Genomic DNA, 17,204 nt, shown 5'->3' with positions numbered 1-17,204 from the left:
GACGGGGCTTATGCTCCAACCCAGCGGAGGATTATGCTACGCGGACCTCGCCCCCCGGCCCGGTCGGGTGTTCGAGGCGATTGGCCGGCCGCGGGAATCGGTAGGCATGAACCACCGTTACCCGGGGCACGTCCTCATCAAGACGACGGCAGAATCCTCCAAGAGAAAAGCCACGAGCGGGAACGAATTCGACCTGGTTGGATGTTGATCCTGGTACACAGCTCGTCGAGCTAGAGAAGAGGCGACGTGACTACTGTTCTGACCCCTGCGAGCCCGCTCACCGCGGCAGACCGCTGCGACCGTTGCGGCGCTCAGGCTTACCTGCGCGTCGTCCTCTCCAGTGGCGGAGAGCTGCTGTTCTGCGCCCACCACGGGCGAAAGTTCGAGCCTGAGCTCAAGAAGATCGCCGTGGAGATACACGACGAGAGCGACCGCCTCTCCGGCACCCCGGCAGTCGCCGAGGAGGGGGAGCGCTGACGCTCCCGCTGCTCTCCCGAGCTGCTTGAAACGGCCGGGTGGCCCACCCCTTCCAGGGGCGGGCCACCCGGCCGTGGCGTTTCCCCGCCGTCCCGCCGCCCCCGCCGTGCGGCAGTCCCCCGGGTCCCCCGCCGTCCCGCCGTCCCGCCGTCCGGGGGCTCACAGCACGTTGTGCACGGCCTCCGAGACCGCCGCGATCCGGGTGTACACCCCGGGGTGGTCCGCCTCCGCGCAGCCGGCCCCCCAGGAGACCAGCCCGGCCAGCCGCCCGGCCACCAGCAGCGGCCCGCCGCTGTCGCCCTGACAGGCGTCCCGGCCGCCCTGCTGCTCGCCCGCGCACACCATGCTGCGGGCGTCGTACGCGCTGTCCGCGCCGCCCGGGTAGGCGTGCCCGCAGACCTCGTCCGAGACGATCGGCACGGTGACCTGGCGCAGCGTGTTCGAGTAGCTGCCGTTGCCCCGGGTGTCGCCCCAGCCGAAGACCGTCGCCGGGGTGCCCGCCGCGTAGGGCTCGGTCTCGCCCGGGTTCACCAGCTCCAGCACCGGTCGGCCGTCCTGCGGCTCGGTGAGGGTGAGCACCGCCACGTCCCGGGTGTTCGCGGTGAAGCTGTAGCCGGGGTCGATCCACACCGCGCGCACCGCCACCTCCCGCCCCGCGGTGCCCCGCAGGTCGTCCCGTCCGAGGACCACCCGCAGTCCGGGCCGGTCGGTGGGACGGGCGGTGGACTCGTCGTAGAAGCAGTGCGCCGCCGTGATCACCTTGGTCGGGCTGATCAGCGCCCCGCCGCAGAACTGCCCGGAGCGGGCCGAGCCGAACTGCTGCCGGCTGGCCAGCGCCACCATCCACGGGTGTTCGCCGGTGGTGGTGCCCGTCCCGCCGATGATCCGCCGCTGCGCGGCGGCCGGAGCGGCCGCGCCCAGCGCGACCAGCGGGGCGGGCAGGGCGGCCAGGGCGACGAGCGCGACCGCCCGGCGGCGGAGCAGCCGAGGCGCGAACGTGTCCAGGATGGGCACCGGTTCTCCAGGGGTGTCGGCGGGTTCCCGCAGCGCCGGGCGGGCGCCCGGCGGGGCGTGCTGCCGCGGTGCGCCGCGACAACCGGCCCAGCGTAGTCAGCCGGTCACCCCGCGTGCCCCCGTCCGGCCCGCCCGCCACCCCAACGGGCGATCCCCGGACACGCGAACGGGCCCCTCCACCGATGGTGGAGGGGCCCGTTCGCGTGACGTCCGGGAGCCGGATCAGTCCAGGTAGTCGCGCAGCACCTGGGAGCGCGACGGGTGGCGCAGCTTCGACATGGTCTTCGACTCGATCTGCCGGATCCGCTCGCGCGTCACGCCGTAGACCTTGCCGATCTCGTCCAGCGTCTTCGGCTGCCCGTCGGTGAGGCCGAAGCGCATCGAGACCACGCCCGCCTCGCGCTCGGACAGCGTGTCCAGCACCGAGTGCAGCTGCTCCTGGAGCAGGGTGAAGGAGACCGCGTCGGCCGGGACGACCGCCTCGGAGTCCTCGATCAGGTCACCGAACTCGCTGTCGCCGTCCTCGCCGAGCGGGGTGTGCAGCGAGATCGGCTCGCGGCCGTACTTCTGGACCTCGATGACCTTCTCGGGGGTCATGTCGAGTTCCTTGGCCAGCTCCTCCGGGGTGGGCTCGCGGCCCAGGTCCTGGAGCATCTGGCGCTGCACGCGGGCCAGCTTGTTGATGACCTCGACCATGTGCACCGGGATGCGGATGGTGCGGGCCTGGTCGGCCATGGCGCGGGTGATCGCCTGCCGGATCCACCAGGTCGCGTAGGTCGAGAACTTGTAGCCCTTGGTGTAGTCGAACTTCTCGACCGCGCGGATCAGACCGAGGTTGCCCTCCTGGATCAGGTCCAGGAAGAGCATGCCGCGGCCGGTGTAGCGCTTGGCCAGCGAGACCACCAGGCGGAGGTTGGCCTCCAGCAGGTGGTTCTTGGCGCGGCGGCCGTCCTCGGCGATGATCTCCAGCTCGCGCTTGAGCTTGGGGGCGAGCTTGTCGGCCTGGCTCAGCTTGTCCTCGGCGAACAGGCCGGCCTCGATCCGCTTGGCGAGCTCGACCTCCTGCTCGGCGTTGAGCAGCGGGACCTTGCCGATCTGCTTGAGGTAGTCCTTGACCGGGTCGGCGGTGGCGCCGGCCACCGCGACCTGCTGGGCCGGGGCGTCGTCCTCGTCGTCGTCCGAGAGCACGAAGCCCTGGTCGGTCTCCTCCTCGGCCTCGCCCTCCTTGACGTCGCCGGGGAGCGCCACGTCCTCGAGGAGCTCCTCCTCGCCGATGATCTCCTCGTCGCCCTTGGCACCGGGCTTGCCGGCCGCCGCGGTCTTCTTGGCGGCGGTCTTCTTGGCGGGCGCGGCGGCCTTCTTGGCCACCGCCTTCTTCGCCGGGGCGGCGGCGGCCTTCTTGACCGCGGCCCTGGCCTCGGAGACGTCGATGGACTCGATGACGGTGACCTCGGTGCTGGTCACCGAGGCGGTCACGGAGACGGACGGGGCGATGTTCGCCGCGGGGGCGATCCGCACCGGGGGCTTGGTCTGGGCGACCGGCGTGCGGGTGGTGACCGCCTTGGTCGCGGTGCGCTTGGTGGTGCTCTTGGCCGCGACGCTCTTGCGCTTGGCGCCGGCCGGCTCCGCCGCGCTGACCATCAGCTCCACCCCCTCCTCAATCAGCACCTGGTTGAGGCTGCGCATGACGTTCTTCCACTTGGTGACCGGGATCTGGTCCGCCTCGAACGCGTGGCGCACGTCGTCACCGGCGATCTGCCCCTGGGCCTTGCCCCGCTCGATGAGCGCCAGCAGTGCCGCGGACTCGGCGATCTCGGGGGGAAGGGAACGGGATGTGCTGGCCGACACGAACAACCTCTCGGACGATGAGTGGACACGAACCCGCACCGACCGGCCCGACTGCTCGGGCTCGGACGGGTGGACGGTGACCGGGGTCTGCAGGACGGCAGCAGCGCCGCGGACCATCACAGCCAGCTGGCTAGTGGTGATATTCCGGAGCTGCTTCCGCTCCGTACACATCGCTGCCGCCCCTCAAGTGTTACGCATGCCCGTCGTGGCGCCCGTCACACCACCCGGCGACCGCCTCGGGCAGCCCCCGAGCGGCCTATCCGCGAGGCCCGCGGGACGGCCCGGGGCCCTGACGTGCCGATGGCCCCTCGGCTGCGCGGGCGGGGCAGCGGAGGGGCCATCCGGCTCCGGGCGACTGGGGTCCGGCCGCTCAGTGCTCGCGCGGCGCGGGGACGGCGTGCTCGATGTCCGGGTGGACGGTGAGCAGCGCGCGGATGGCGGCCTCGGCGGCAGTGCCGTCCCCGGTGCCGAGCGCGTCCACCAGCCGGGCGTGCAGGCCGACCGCCGACTCGGACGGGCGCTCGCAGGTGCCGCCGGAACCGCCGGAGACCTGGAGCGCGCCGGCCACGATGCCGGACAGGTGCTCCAGCATCCGGTTCCCGGCCATCTGCAGCACCAGGCCGTGCAGCTCGGCGTCGGCCCGGGCGTAGCTGACCAGGTCGCCCTGGTTGCCGGCGTGGCCCATGATCTCGGTCAGCTCGACCAGCCGGTGCTGGACGTCCTCCCGGCCGTGGCCGGCGGCCAGCCGGGCGGCCAGCGGCTCGATCGCCCAGCGCAGCTCGAACAGCTCGCGGCGCTGTTCGTCGCGCTGCGGGCCGAAGGCGCGCCACTCGATGATGTCGGGGTCCAGCAGGTTCCAGTCGCTCACCGGGCGGACCCGGGTGCCGACGTTCGGCCGGGCCGAGACCAGGCCCTTGGCCTCCAGCACCCGGAGCGACTCGCGCACCACGGTGCGGGAGACCTCGAAGCGCTGGCCGATCTCCTCCGGCACCAGCGGGCGGTCGGCGCCCAGGTCGCCGGAGACGATCATCTGGCCGAGCTGCTGGACCAACTGGCCGTGCAGGCCGCGGCCGCGGCTGCTGGTGGTCTTCCGACCGACCCGGGAGAGGTCGCTCTCGGCCCCCTCCCAGCGGGGCGCGGGCGGGGCCGGGCGGTCGGCGTACGGGAAACGGTCAAGCTCGGAGGCGGAGATCGACTCGGCCTGGCGAGCGGCGGTAACGGTGGGGTGCGCAAGGGTACTCACGCCTTCCTTTGTCGGCGATCGGCGGATCCGCCTTGAGCATTCTCGTGAAAAGCACACGAAAGGGTGATCGACCGTGTCTGGATAATTGACTTCTTATCAGCCGTAAATGCGCATACCGGTCACAAGGTGTGTTTTTTCCCAACCGCCCCGGCCGACCCGACTGTCACACCGTCAAGGCCCTTCCGGGCACCGCTCCCCCGCGCTTTCCGGCCCTTTCCGCGACGCCGGACGCCGGACGGCGGACGGCGACCGCGCAGCTCAGAGGCTGCGGCGGCGCAGCTGGGCCAGCACCGCCGCCAGCACCAGCAGCCCGGCGGGCGCCAGCAGCGCGGCCGCCACCACCCCGTCCAGCGCGCCGGCCGTCCGGTCGGCGGTACCGCGGACCCAGTCCAGGCCGTACTGGAAGGGCACCAACTCCCGTACCCAGAAAGGCCAGTTGCGACCCGTACGGTGCAGCAGCAGACCCGCGGTGGGCTCCAGCAGGGCGGGCAGCGCGCCGGTCAGCAGGATGCCGACGACGGCGCTGCGGACCAGCGAGGTGATCAGCAGCCCGGCCCAGCCGCCCGCCACCGCGAGCACCGGGAACACCAGCAGCGGACGGCCGATCCCGCCCGCCGCGAACGGGCCGGCCGGCCACACGGACGGGGCGAGCAGCGCCGCGGCGTCCGTCCCGGCGGGCAGCGCGAGCCAGGCCGCCAAGGCGTTCAGACCGAGCACGGCCACCGCCAGCAGGGCCGCCGTCGCACCCACCACCAGCGCCTTCGCCAGCAGTCCGCCGAGCCGGCGCCCCAGCGTCACCCGGGAAGCGGGCAGGCCGGGCCAGCGCGTCTCGTTGCCGTAGGCCAGCGCGCCGAGCACCGCCGCCGCGAGCGCGGTCAGCGGCAGCGGCAGGGCCGGCACCACCGCCGCGACCACCCGCACCGCGTCCGGCACCGCCAACTCCCCGGCCGGCAGCCGACTCGCGGTGAACGCCGCCACCGCCGCGTTCACCAGCAGCGCGCCCGCGACCACCACCCACGTGGAACGCACCCCGCGCAGACGCCGCACCTCACTCGCCACCACCCGCACGGTCACTCACTCCCGTTCTCGTCGCCGACGGCAGCGCGCCGCGCCGCTGTTTCCGTACCGGTGCCTGTGCCTGTGCTTGTTCCTGTTCCTGTTCCTGTACCCGACTCGGCTGGCTCGGCTGACTGCCTCGGCCGGGCCGCCGGGCCTGCGGACTCGGCGGGCTCGGCGGCCCGCAGTTCGGCGGCGTCGGCCGGGGCCGGCCAGGGGCGTCCCGCGAAGGGTCGGACCGGCGCGGGCTGGTGGCCGACTCCCCTGATCCGCGCGGGAGTCAGCAGTTCCGCGTCGGTCGGGTTGGCGGCCAACTGCTCGGCGTCGGCCATGGTCGCCGCCGCGGGCTCCGGCGCCACCGGCCGCGCGGGCCGCGCCGCGCCGCGTGCCTCCGGATGGCCGAGCGCGGAGGCCCCGCCGGGCGTCCGCGACGTCCGGCGGGTCAGGTCGACGGCGGGGGCCGACGGCGCCGGCACCACCGCTGCCGGCGGGGCCGGGGTCGGGGTAGGCGGGGTCGGGGCCGACGGGGTCGGGGCGGGCAGCGAGGCGCCCTGGCCTTCGCCCCGGGTCTCCTCCCGCTCCCGCTCCCGCTCCTGCCCCTGCCCTTGCTCCGGGGCGACCGGGTTCGGCGCGAGCGCGGCGGCGGCCCAGCGGCCGGCCTGCAGGCCGCGGTGGTCGAGCGGGCGCTCCGGTCCGGCCGGGCGGCCGATGGTCACCGGGCGCTGCCCGGCGGGCGGCCGCTCGCCGGGATCGGTCGCCGTCCGGATCAGCACCTGGCCGGAGCGGCCCGAACTGCTGGGCAGGGCGGAGGGGTAGGAGACCGGGCGCTCCACCACCCGGTCGGCCAGCTCGTGCAGCAGGATGCCGTTGCGGTAGGCGAGTTCGCCGATCTCGGTGCGGCCGATGCCGCTCACCGCGAGGCCGGCCCCGCCGTCGTGCCGGACCTGGCCGCCCTGGGCGGTCAGCAGGTCCGCGAGGCGGGCCATCTGCGGCCCCCGGACCAGCACTTCGGGGTGCAGCCTGGTCCGGCGGAACTCCACCACCGGCTGGTCGGCGGCCAGTCGGCCCGCGTCCAGGGTGACCACCCGGTCGGCGAGTCCGGCGGCCTCCTCGGGGGCCCGGGTGGTGGTCAGCACGGTGCCGCCGGAGAGCGCGAAGGAGCGCAGGAAGGCCCGGAACCACTCCTCGCCGCTCGGGGACAGGCCCTCGGTGGGAGCGTCCAGCAGCAGCGTCGAGGGGTTGCCGAGCAGCGCGGCGGCCAGGGCGAGGCGGCGGTGCATGCCGGGCGAGAAGGTGCCGAGCCGGTGGTCGGCGACGGCGGCGAGCCGGGTCTGCTCCAGCAGGTCGTCGGCCCGGCGGGCCGGGACGCCGACCGTGCCGGCCAGCATCCGCAGGTGGGCCCGGGCCCGCTGTCCGGGGTGCCCGGCCTCCGGGCGGCCGGTGGACAGCAGGACGCCGATCTCCCGTTCCGGGCGCCGGATCCGCCGGTACGTCCGGCCGTCGAACAGGGTGAGGCCGTGGCCCCGTTCCAGCTCCACCATCAGCCGGAGCGCGGTCGACTTGCCCGCCCCCTCGTCCCCGAGCAGCGCGGTGACCATCCCCGGGCGGGCGTCGAAGCTCAGGTCGAGCACCGCGGGAGGACGCCCCCGCCGGTACGCCTTGGTCAGTCCGGTGATCTGGATCATCGCCGCCCGCTCCCTCGCCCGCCGCCCGGCCGGGGCGTCCGCCCGGCCTGAGCCTGCACAGTAGGACGCGGAAGCGGGGAAACCAGGCATTCCGGATGGGCCGCGGACGGTGTCAGCGCCGACCTCACCCGTGCGGGCGACAGCCTCCTCGCCGCGCTGACGCCTTTCTCACGGACCGTCACCACCCGTTGGCCGCAAGGCCGCTGGGCTCAGGCGGCGGGGTTCAGGTGGCGAGGTTCGGGATCGGGCGCTCAGGGTCGGGAGTTCGGCGTTCAGGACTCGGGGCGCAGCATCGGGGGGTTGAGGACGGTGGCGCCGCCGGCCGTGAACAGCTGGGCGGGGCGGCCGCCCTGGCGGGTCGTGGTGCCGCCGGAGGGGAGCAGGAAGCCCGGGGTGCCGGTGACCTTGCGGTGGAAGTTGCGCGGGTCGAGCACCACGCCCCAGACCGCCTCGTAGACCCGGCGCAGCTCCCCGACGGTGAACTCCGGGGGGCAGAAGGCGGTGGCCAGCGAGGAGTACTCGATCTTGGACCTGGCGCGCTCCACCCCGTCGGCCAGGATCTGCTCGTGGTCGAAGGCGAGCAGCACGCCGTCGTTGCGCTCCTCGCCGAAGAGTTCGCGCACCGGCGCCCAGCGGGCGCTGCTGGCGTCGCCGCCCGCGCGGGGCGAGGGCAGGTCCGGGGCGAGGACCAGATAGGCGACGCTGACCACCCGCATCCGGGGGTCCCGCTGCGGGTGCCCGTAGGTGGCGAGCTGCTCCAGGTGCGCCCCGGCGGGGGTCTGCCCGGCGGGCAGGCTGCCGGGCAGCGACTGGGCCCGCAGGCCGGTCTCCTCCGCCAACTCCCGGGAGGCCGCCTCGGCCAGGCCCTCGTCCAGGCGCACGAAGCCGCCGGGCAGCGCCCAGTAGCCCTGGAACGGCGCCTCGCCGCGCTTCACCAGCAGGGCGCACAGCTCGTGGTCGCGCACCGTCAGCACCACGAGGTCAACCGTGACTGCGAACGGGGGGAAGGCCGACGGGTCATAACGCGACATGTCGCCGATCTTAGTCGTCTCTCTGACGATAATCACAGACCACAGCGCTTTTCCCCTCCGGCGGCAGGCTGTACGGCAGGCCCGGCCGAGGCGCCGCCGGGGCGCGGCCAAGACCAGACCGGGGCCGGGCGAGGGCCGGACGAGGGCCGGGCGGGACCGGCCCCTGTCCCGACCGGGGCTCAGCTAGCGGCGAGTTGCAGGAACGACGGCGCCTCCTCCACGACCGCGACGCCGATCCGGCTGACCCGGACCGAGAACGGCTCGCCGGCCACCCGCAGGCCGGTCAGTTCCAGTGCGCCCAGCGGGGCGGTGCTCGCCGGGCGGGTGGCCACCCGCCCGGACGGGACGTCCGGGCGGACGCCCGCCAGGGAGAGCACCAGGTGGACGGCGGCCGCCGCGGAGACCCCGGCCGGGCGGCAGGCCGCCGGGTGCGGGACGGGTGGGCAGTCGGCGACCTTCTGCTCACCGGCGTACATCTCGGGCAGTCGGCCGTCGAAGTGCACGGACGCCTCCAGCAGGCCCTCCAGCAGTATTTCGGCCTCCCGCTCGAAGCCGGCGTCCACCAGGCCGCTGACCGCGAGCGCGGTCTCCTGGACCCGCACCGCGCCGCTGCGGTGGCCGAGCGGGTTGAACCGGGGGGACTTCGCGCTCAGGGTGCGCAGCCCCCAGCCGCAGTCGAGCTCCGGGGTGACCAGGCGCTGGGCCAGCAGTCTGGTCTGCTCGCGGTCGAGCAGGCTCTCGTGCAGTTCGCCCTCGGCGGCCAGGCCGGGGTCGAAGAGGTGCACCAGGGTGGAGGCGAGGGCCGGCACCGGGCGGTCCGGGGCCAGCAGGGCGGCGGCCGGGCGGCCGCCGGACAGGTCGTCGATCCAGAACTGCTCGCGGAACCGTTCCCTCAACTCCGCTGCCCAGGTGCGCCAGCGCGCCGCCCCGGGCCGGTCGAAGGCGTCCAGTAGGTCGGCTCCCTGGAGGGCCGCCCGGTGGGCCTGCGCCTGGACCTCGCAGCGGGCCGGGCCGGGGCGCGCGGCGCGCTCCTCGGCCGGGCGCCCGAAGTCGCCGACGAAGCCGACCGGACCGTCGGGGCCCTCCACCACCGCGGCCCGCAGCGCGCCGAGCGCCCGCTCCACCGCCGGGAGCAGCTCGGCGACCTCGGCCCGGGGCATGCCCCAGCGCCAGGCCTCCGCCAGCACCGTGACGAACAGCAGGGTCGCCTCCGTCGCGGTGCAGCTGGCGGGCAGTTCGGGGCCGCCGTGCCGGAGCGGGCCGGGGATCACGCCGTCCAGCGCCTGGGCCGGACCGGCCTCGCCGCCGAGCGGACCGGTGGCGCCCTCCGGGGCCGACCCGCCCTCACCCGGGGCCGGGTCGGCCGGGCGGGCGGGCACGGCGGCCGGCGGGGCGGCCTGGTGCTGGCGGCGGGCGACCGCCCGCAGGGTGCCGGCGGCGAGCCGGGTGCCCAGCGGGAGGGTCATCCGGGCGGCCCAGAGCGCGTCGGCGGCGGTCAGGCCGAACCGCCAGGGGGCGCCCGAGGCGGTGTAGAGGTCAGTCGGGCGGTCGGCGTCGGCGAGCAGCAGGCCGCTCATCGAGTCCAGGGCGCGGGCGACCAGGCGGGCGGCCCGGCGGTCGTCGGCCCGGATCTCGGGCTCGGACCAGGGCAGCGGCACGCCCGGGCCCCGGCCCGTCGGCGGCCGCGCCGTCGACGGGGTCTCCAGCTCGGCCCGGAGGTCGACCGACCAGCGGGCGCCGGGCTGGATCTCCAAGTCCCAGCGCAGCACGCCCGCACCGGCCAGCACCGCGTGCGGCGAGGGCCGCGCGCTGACGGTGGCGGCCCGGCCCTGGCCGACCCAGCGCAGGCCGGACGACTGGACCTGGCCGGGCAGGTCGGCAGAGCGCCGGCCCGCCGCGATGTCGGTGAGCAGGCCGAGGTCGGTGCCGAGCGCGATCTCCAGCGGGAGCCGGGCCGGACGGGCGCCGGTGTTGCGGACCGTCACCGTCTCCGCGCCGTCGGCGTGCCGCAGCCGCTCGACCGTCAGCGCCGGATCCGGGTCGAGGTCGCCCGGCACCCGGACCGAGCCGACGAACCGGGCCGCCGCCGCGGACGTCAGGACGCCCTGCAGCGGGAGCGGCTCCACGCCGCCCAGCCGCAGCTCCATCCGGGCCAGGGTGCGCACCCCGTGCCGGAAGAAGCCGTGCAGGCCCTGGCCCCGGAGCTGGCCGTCCGACCCGGAGGCCGCCATGCCCGGGGCGTTGACGCACAGGACGTCGTGCGCGGCGGAGGGCTGCGGCCGGGGCGGCGGCGCCTGGGCGGGCCCCCTGGACAGGCCGGCGGCGGGCGCGCCCGCCACCTGCTCCGACCTGACTCCGGCCGGAGCGGCCGGAGCTGACGGCTGGTCGGCCCGCGGCGCCGGACCGCCCCACCCGCCCGCCGGGTGGGCCGGGGCCGGCCGCGTCACGGTGCCGTACGGCGGGGTGGCGGCGGCACCGTACGGCGCACCGCCGGCCGGGGTCCCGTACGGGGGCGTGCCGGCGGGGCCCTGGTAGGGGTGGGCGCCCGGGTGCCAAGCGCCCGCCGGGGTGCCGTAGGGCGGGGTGGCGGGCCGAGGCGTGCCGTGGGCCGGGGTGCCGTGAGCGGGGGTGCCGTGAACCGTCGGACCGGGCCCGGCCGTTCCGTGGGCAGGGACAGGGACAGAACCGGTGGGCGTCCCGTACGCGGGCGTGGCCTGGCGGGGGTGCGGGGGGCCGGCCGGGCCGCCGGGCGGCGCGGCGGCGCCCGGGGACGGCGGATTGGCGGGTGGCAGCGGTTGCGGCGCTGCGTGGGGTGGCCTTGGGTCGGTCACCGGGCTCTCCTCCCCCCGACCGGCCGAGGGCTGCGGGCTCGGTCGGCCGCGAGCGTGCTCGATCGCGGACTGTGCTGCTCTGCCGCCGGAACACGCGGCTGTGACTCCGGTGGGACCTGACCTCCGGTGCCCCGCCCCGGCGGGGGCGGTGTCCCGGCCCGGACGTCGAGGCCGCCCGGGGGCCGGCCGCGCCGGGTCGAACGACGCGTGACCGGTGCCCGGGACGGTCGCCCCGGCCGCGGTCCGGCCGGCGGTGCCGGTCCGGGTGGCGGCGTCCCGCAGATTGAACGCACCACACCCGCCCCAGGTCACGCCCGTCCGGCGGACGCCCGGCCGGAGGCGGCCGCGGGCCGAGGGTCGTTCGGCGCTCCGCGACCGACACCCGGGGCGCCCGCTGTGTCGTGGTGCCGCTCGGGGGTCTCCGCACGTGGCGGACGCCCCCCGGTGGCTCCTGTCCGCGGTCAGGATACGGTGCGAGGACGACGCCGGACGCACCGGTGACCCCGACGATCGGCGTCGCGCCCCGCCTGTGACCAGCTCGTACCAAGGAGTTGCATGTCCTCCCTCAGCCGCATCCCCGGAATCGTCACCACCGATCACGTCTTCCGGGTGCCGCTGGACCACGCCGCGCCCGAGGGCGAGTCGATCGAGGTCTACGCCCGCGAGGTGGTGGCCGCCGGTCGGGAGCACGACGAACTGCCGTGGCTGGTCTACCTGCAGGGCGGCCCCGGTGGGAAGGCCAACCGGCCGATGGGCCGGGACGGCTGGCTGGACCGGGCGCTCGACGACTACCGGGTGCTGCTGCTGGACCAGCGCGGCACCGGCCGCTCCACCCCGGCCAACCGGCAGACCCTGGCCCGCCGCGGCGACGCCCGGCAGCAGGCCGAGTACCTGGCGCACTTCCGGGCCGACTCGATCGTCCGGGACGCCGAGCTGGTCCGCCGCCGCCTGCTCGGCGAGGACGGCGTGTGGAGCCTGCTCGGCCAGAGCTTCGGCGGCTTCTGCACCCTGACCTACCTCTCGCTGGCGCCGGAGCACCTGCGCGAGGCCTTCGTCACCGGCGGCCTGGCCGGCCTGCGCCGCTCGGCGGACGAGGTCTACCGGGCGGCCTTCCCGCGCGTCGCCCGCAAGAACGCCGGCCACTACGCGCGCTTCCCCCAGGACGTGGCGGCGGTACGGCGAATCGCGGCGCACCTGGTCGAGCGGCCCGCGACCCTCCCCGACGGGGGCACGCTGACCGTCCGGGCGTTCCAGGCGCTGGGCCTGATGCTGGGCAGCGGCTCGGGCTCCTACGTCCTGCACTACCTGCTGGAGGAGGCCTGGGTGGAGGGGCCGGACGGGCCGGAGCTCTCCGACACCTTCCTGGCCGGGGCGCAGTCGCACCTGTCCTTCGCCCAGAACCCGCTCTACGCCGTCCTGCACGAGTCGATCTACGGGCAGCGCTCGGTCGACCCGGGGGCCACCGACTGGTCCGCGGAGCGGGTGCGCAAGGAGTTCCCCGAGTTCGACGCCGAGGCGGCGCTGGCCGGGGACGGGCCGGTGCTGCTCACCGGCGAGACGATCCACCCCTGGATGTTCGAGACCGACCCGGCGCTGCGGCCGCTGCGCGAGACGGCGCAGCTGCTGGCGGAGCGCACCGACTGGCCCGACCTGTACGACCTGCCGCGCCTGGCGGCGAACCAGGTACCGGTGTACGCGGCGGTGTACCACGACGACATGTACGTGGACACGGCGCACTCGCTGGAGACCGCGGACGCGGTGGCCGGGACCCGGGTCTGGGTCACCAACGAGTGGGAGCACGACGGGGTGCGGACCAGCGGCCGGGCCGTCCTGGACCGGCTGGTCCGGATGGCGCGCGGCGAGGTGTAGCCGGTCGGCCCGCGGGTCCTGGGCGAGGGTGCGCATGGTCAGTCTCCGATCGCGTGTCGGTTCCGGTGCGTCCGGGCCGGTCGGACGCGGGTGCTCGCCGGGGTGATCCGGTGGGCGCAGGAGCGGCGCACCCGCTCGGCCCGGCAGGCCGCGGCCGGCGGCCCGTCGGGCGCGGCGGTCGGCCGCCCGCCCTCGGGCGCCGCGGACCGGTCAGCGGCGGGAGCGGGGCCGGGGCCGTCGGGCTCCGGCGCCCGGTGCGCCTCGAAGCCGACGGACCGCTCCCCCGGAGCGGTCGCCCGGCCCTCGGCCGGTCGGACGACGGCCGGTCCGGGGTCGACGGTCGGCCCGGGGTGCTCCGGGCCCGCTCCGGGCGCCGGCGGCGGGGGTTCCGAAGGCGGCGGGGCCTGCGGGGTCCCCTGGTCCTGCGACGCCTGCGGACTCTGCGGCGACACCTGCGGGTCGCGCAGGCGGGTGGTGCGTTCGCGGCGGACGACCCGGAGCAGGGCCTCCGGAGCGAGACCGGCGTTCAGCGATTCGTAGAGGAGTTGGGCCAGGGTGTAGGTCGGTTCCAGCTCCAGTGCCCTGGCCAGGACGACCCGGGCGGTGGCCGAGTCGTCCGCCAGCCAGGACGTCCAGGCCAGCAGGGTCAGCGGCGGGGACGCCAGGTGCTCGAACGGGTCGACGCAGCGCTGGATCAGGAACCGCCACAGCCGTTGGGCGGCGGCGAGTTCGTCCGGCTCGGCGTACTCGGCCGCGCGGTCCCGACCGAGCTTGTCCTGCAGGCCGATCAGCAGCCTGGCGGTGCGCGCGGCGTCCAACTCCTTGGCCCCGGCGTGGAATTCGGCCATCGCTTCGGCGAGCAGCTCCGCAGTGCGTTCGACGGCCGCCTCCCGGCCGCCGGGGCCGGCCAGTTCGCGGATGAAGGGCGGGCCGGCGTCCTCCAGGGCGCGGCGCTGGGTCTCGGAGCCCGGCGGTCCGATCGGGGACAGCCCGGCCACGATCGCCTTGCGGCTGCCGCGCGGGGCGAGGCCCGCGTAGGTGGCCGCCGCGGCGAGCGGGCTGGGCTGGTGGGCGGCCCGGACCGGGGTGCCGTCCGGCGGACAGCAGTCGGCCCCGGCGCAGAGGAAGGACCACCAGCGGCCCCCGGAGACGCACAGCGACTCCTTGACGGCCACCCGCTCGTCCCGGAAGGCCCGGGCGAGCGCGGCGGCCAGCGGGCGGAGCCGCGCCAGCACGGCGTGGGCGCCCTCGGGCCCGCCGGGGCCGCCGGCGGGATCCCGGCAGAGGTAGAGCAGGACTTGGACGGGGCGGCGGTCGCGCTGTTCGGACAGCTCGACCAGCAGCCGGGCGGACTCCACCGCGGTGCGCTCCCAGTCGGCCGGGTCCTCCGGGATGTCGATCCGGATCACCCCGCCCTGGTCGAGCGCGGCGCCCTGCAGGCCCACCGCGACGATGCTGTCGTCGGGGAAGAAGCCCAGCAGGTAGGGGAGCATCTCCGCCATGTCGGCGGGGCCGCGCAGCCGGACCGGGAGGTGGCCGGGGCGCGGGGCGGGGGTGGTGGTGCGGTCGTCTGCGGTCATGGCGGAAAGCATGGACCGGATCGCGCCCGACTGCGGACGATTGGCCCCAGCCTGTGGATAACTCGGGGGGTTCAGCATCTCCTCTGACGAATCACCCGCATTTCACGGTACTTGGAGCGATTTGACGTCATATCAACCGATCAACGCCACTCTGTCCACAGCCTGTCATTCGCGGTCCGTCCGTGCCGCACGGTATCCATGACCCCATGCAGAAGCGCGAGCTCCACCCGACCACCCCAGCCGACCGCGAAGCCGTCCGGGCCGCCGCGGAAGCCGTGCTGCGCGAGCTCGCCGGCTCCGGCGCGGTGCTGCGCGAGGACCAGTGGAGAGCCATCGAGGCCTTGGTGGTGGACGGCCGCCGCGCCCTGGTCGTCCAGCGGACCGGCTGGGGCAAGTCCGCCGTCTACTTCATCGCCACGGCGCTGCTCCGCGCGCGCGGCGCCGGCCCGACCGTCATCGTCTCCCCGCTGCTCGCCCTGATGCGCAACCAGGTCGACGCGGCCGCCCGGGCGGGCATCCGCGCCCGGACGATCAACTCGGCCAACCCCGAGGAGTGGTCGCAGATCCAGCAGGAGGTCGCCGACGGCCTGGTCGACGTCCTGCTGGTCAGCCCGGAGCGGTTGAACAACCCCGACTTCCGCGACCACGTGCTGCCCAAACTGGCCGCCTCCACCGGCCTGCTGGTGGTCGACGAGGCGCACTGCATCTCCGACTGGGGGCACGACTTCCGGCCCGACTACCGGCGGCTGCGCACCATGCTGGCCGAGCTCTCCCCCGGCGTCCCGGTGCTGGCGACCACGGCGACCGCGAACGCCCGGGTCACGGCGGACGTCGCGGAGCAGTTGGGCACCGGCGCCGGCGACGCGCAGGCCCTGGTGCTGCGCGGGCCGCTGGACCGGGAGAGCCTCAGCCTGGCGGTGCTGCCGCTGCCCGACCCGGCGCACCGGCTGGCCTGGCTCGCCGACCACCTGCCCGACCTCCCGGGCTCCGGCATCGTGTACACCCTCACGGTGGCCGCCGCCGAGGAGGTCACCGAGTTCCTGCGCGGGCGCGGGTACCAGGTGGCCGCCTACTCCGGGCGGACCGAGGACGCGGAGCGCCGCGAGGCCGAGACGGCGCTGCTGGAGAACCGGGTCAAGGCGCTGGTCGCCACCTCCGCCCTCGGCATGGGCTTCGACAAGCCGGACCTCGGCTTCGTGGTGCACCTCGGCTCGCCGAGCTCCCCGATCGCCTACTACCAGCAGGTCGGCCGGGCCGGCCGCGGCGTGGACCGGGCCGAGGTCCTGCTGCTGCCGGGCCGGGAGGACGAGGCGATCTGGCGGTACTTCGCCTCGATCGGCTTCCCCGCCGAGGAGCAGGTCCGCCGCACGCTGGACGCGCTCTCCGAGGCGGGCCGCCCGCTCTCCACCGCCGCCCTGGAGACCTCGGTCGACCTGCGCCGCACCAGGCTGGAGACCATGCTCAAGGTCCTCGACGTGGACGGCGCGGTCCGCCGGGTGCGCGGTGGCTGGGAGTCCACCGGCGAGACCTGGCAGTACGACGCCGCGCGGTACGCCAAGGTCGCCCGGGCCCGCGAGGCCGAGCAGCAGGCGATGCGGGAGTACGTGGCCACCGGGGGCTGCCGGATGGAGTTCCTGCGCCGCCAGCTCGACGACCCGGAGGCGGCCCCGTGCGGCCGCTGCGACCGCTGCGGCCCGCCCCGGCACTCCGCCGAGGTGTCCGCGGGCGCGCTGGACGCGGCCCGGGCCGCGCTCGGCCGCCCCGGCGTCTCCTTCGAGACCCGGCGGATGTGGCCCACCGGGATGGAGTCCCTGGGCGTCCCGCTGAAGGGCCGGATCCCCCCGGCCCAGCAGGCCGAGCCGGGGCGCGCGCTGGGCCGGCTGTCCGACATCGGCTGGGGCGGCCGGCTGCGTTCGCTGCTGGACGAGCGCTCGCCGGACGGGCCGCTGCCGCGCGAGGTGCTGGACGCGATGGTCGGGGTGGTCGCGGACTGGGCCAGGGGCCCCGGCGGCTGGGCCGGCCCCGGGGGCCCGGACGGGCAGCGGCTCGACCGCCCGGTCGGCGTGGTCGCGCTCGACTCCTCCACCCGCCCCCAGCTGGTCTCCGACCTGGCCGGCGGCCTGGCCTCGATCGGCCGAATGTCCCTGCTCGGCCGGATCGAGTACGCCACCGGGGAGCCCCCGCACGGCCCGCGCAGCAACAGCGCCCAGCGGCTGCGCTCGGTCGCCGGGGCGCTCGCGCTGCCGCCGGGCCTGGCCGAGGCACTGGCCGCCGCGCCGGGCCCGGTCCTCCTGGTCGACGACCTGGTCGACTCGGGCTGGACGCTGACGGTCGCCGCCCGGCTGCTCCGGCAGGCCGGCGCCACCGCCGTCCTGCCCCTCGTCCTGGCGGTCCGGGGATGAGACCCGGCCGCCGGGCGTGAGCCCCGGCCCCGGAAGCGGCTCCGGAACCGACCCGGAAGCACCGCACCGCACCGCACCGTCCGCGCCCACCGGGCGGGCGGGCGGTGGCCGGAAATCCGTCTCTCCCGCGCCCGAGAAGGAGGTCGGGCGCCCGGATGTGAAGGAGGC

11 protein-coding genes are annotated in these 17,204 nt (G+C 75.8%); 3 read left to right on the top strand and 8 right to left on the bottom strand.

What is annotated here, in order from left to right:
* Positions 1 to 246: 246 nt before the first annotated feature.
* Entirely contained in the window at positions 247 to 477 is a 231-nt protein-coding gene (locus tag KSE_RS26740) for a DUF7455 domain-containing protein (protein WP_014138480.1), read from the top strand.
* Positions 478 to 636: 159 nt separating this feature from the next.
* On the opposite strand, the gene KSE_RS26735 is transcribed toward KSE_RS26740, so the two are convergent.
* The 7 genes from KSE_RS26735 to KSE_RS26705 form a co-directional block, all read right to left on the bottom strand.
* Entirely contained in the window at positions 637 to 1,491 is an 855-nt protein-coding gene (locus KSE_RS26735; protein WP_014138479.1) for a S1 family peptidase, read from the bottom strand.
* A gap of 222 nt (positions 1,492 to 1,713) precedes the next feature.
* The gene (locus tag KSE_RS26730; RefSeq protein WP_014138478.1) at positions 1,714 to 3,339 is read right to left on the bottom strand and encodes an RNA polymerase sigma factor; all 1,626 of its coding nucleotides are present in this window, start codon (positions 3,337 to 3,339) and stop codon (positions 1,714 to 1,716) included.
* Between the two features lie 370 nt (positions 3,340 to 3,709).
* Positions 3,710 to 4,582 (bottom strand): FadR/GntR family transcriptional regulator, encoded by an 873-nt coding sequence (locus KSE_RS26725; RefSeq protein WP_014138477.1) that lies wholly within the window; start codon positions 4,580 to 4,582, stop codon positions 3,710 to 3,712.
* Between the two features lie 258 nt (positions 4,583 to 4,840).
* Entirely contained in the window at positions 4,841 to 5,611 is a 771-nt protein-coding gene (locus KSE_RS26720) for a hypothetical protein (RefSeq protein WP_148283163.1), read from the bottom strand.
* Between the two features lie 41 nt (positions 5,612 to 5,652).
* Complete coding sequence (locus KSE_RS26715) at positions 5,653 to 7,323, bottom strand: ATP-binding cassette domain-containing protein (RefSeq protein ID WP_014138475.1); 1,671 nt, start codon at positions 7,321 to 7,323, stop codon at positions 5,653 to 5,655.
* 272 nt (positions 7,324 to 7,595) lie between these two features.
* Positions 7,596 to 8,354 carry an NUDIX hydrolase gene (locus KSE_RS26710; RefSeq protein WP_014138474.1) on the bottom strand — a complete coding sequence of 253 codons (759 nt, stop codon included), beginning with the start codon at positions 8,352 to 8,354 and terminating at the stop codon, positions 7,596 to 7,598.
* Positions 8,355 to 8,533: 179 nt separating this feature from the next.
* Positions 8,534 to 10,693: a glycogen debranching N-terminal domain-containing protein gene (locus KSE_RS26705; RefSeq protein ID WP_014138473.1), complete on the bottom strand. Its 2,160-nt coding sequence runs from the start codon at positions 10,691 to 10,693 to the stop codon at positions 8,534 to 8,536.
* Between the two features lie 1,047 nt (positions 10,694 to 11,740).
* Here KSE_RS26705 and KSE_RS26700 point away from each other — a divergent pair.
* The gene (locus KSE_RS26700) at positions 11,741 to 13,054 is read left to right on the top strand and encodes an alpha/beta fold hydrolase (RefSeq protein ID WP_014138472.1); all 1,314 of its coding nucleotides are present in this window, start codon (positions 11,741 to 11,743) and stop codon (positions 13,052 to 13,054) included.
* Positions 13,055 to 13,092: 38 nt separating this feature from the next.
* Here KSE_RS26700 and KSE_RS26695 read toward each other — a convergent pair whose 3' ends face one another.
* Positions 13,093 to 14,634 carry a DUF4192 domain-containing protein gene (locus tag KSE_RS26695; protein ID WP_014138471.1) on the bottom strand — a complete coding sequence of 514 codons (1,542 nt, stop codon included), beginning with the start codon at positions 14,632 to 14,634 and terminating at the stop codon, positions 13,093 to 13,095.
* Positions 14,635 to 14,840: 206 nt separating this feature from the next.
* Between KSE_RS26695 and KSE_RS26690 the strand changes: the two genes are divergently transcribed.
* Entirely contained in the window at positions 14,841 to 17,036 is a 2,196-nt protein-coding gene (locus KSE_RS26690) for a RecQ family ATP-dependent DNA helicase (protein WP_014138470.1), read from the top strand.
* Positions 17,037 to 17,204: the final 168 nt, after the last annotated feature.

This window comes from Kitasatospora setae KM-6054, from assembly GCF_000269985.1.
Taxonomy (GTDB): domain Bacteria; phylum Actinomycetota; class Actinomycetes; order Streptomycetales; family Streptomycetaceae; genus Kitasatospora; species Kitasatospora setae.
This window is presented reverse-complemented; position numbering and strand designations above follow the sequence as displayed.

Coding starts and splice junctions, on each gene's coding strand:
- KSE_RS26715 (WP_014138475.1), bottom strand. CDS start 7,323: ATGATCCAGATCACCGGACTGACCAAGGCGTACCGGCGGGGGCGTCCT.
- KSE_RS26695 (WP_014138471.1), bottom strand. CDS start 14,634: ATGACCGCAGACGACCGCACCACCACCCCCGCCCCGCGCCCCGGCCAC.
- KSE_RS26700 (WP_014138472.1), top strand. CDS start 11,741: ATGTCCTCCCTCAGCCGCATCCCCGGAATCGTCACCACCGATCACGTC.
- KSE_RS26690 (WP_014138470.1), top strand. CDS start 14,841: ATGCAGAAGCGCGAGCTCCACCCGACCACCCCAGCCGACCGCGAAGCC.
- KSE_RS26710 (WP_014138474.1), bottom strand. CDS start 8,354: ATGTCGCGTTATGACCCGTCGGCCTTCCCCCCGTTCGCAGTCACGGTT.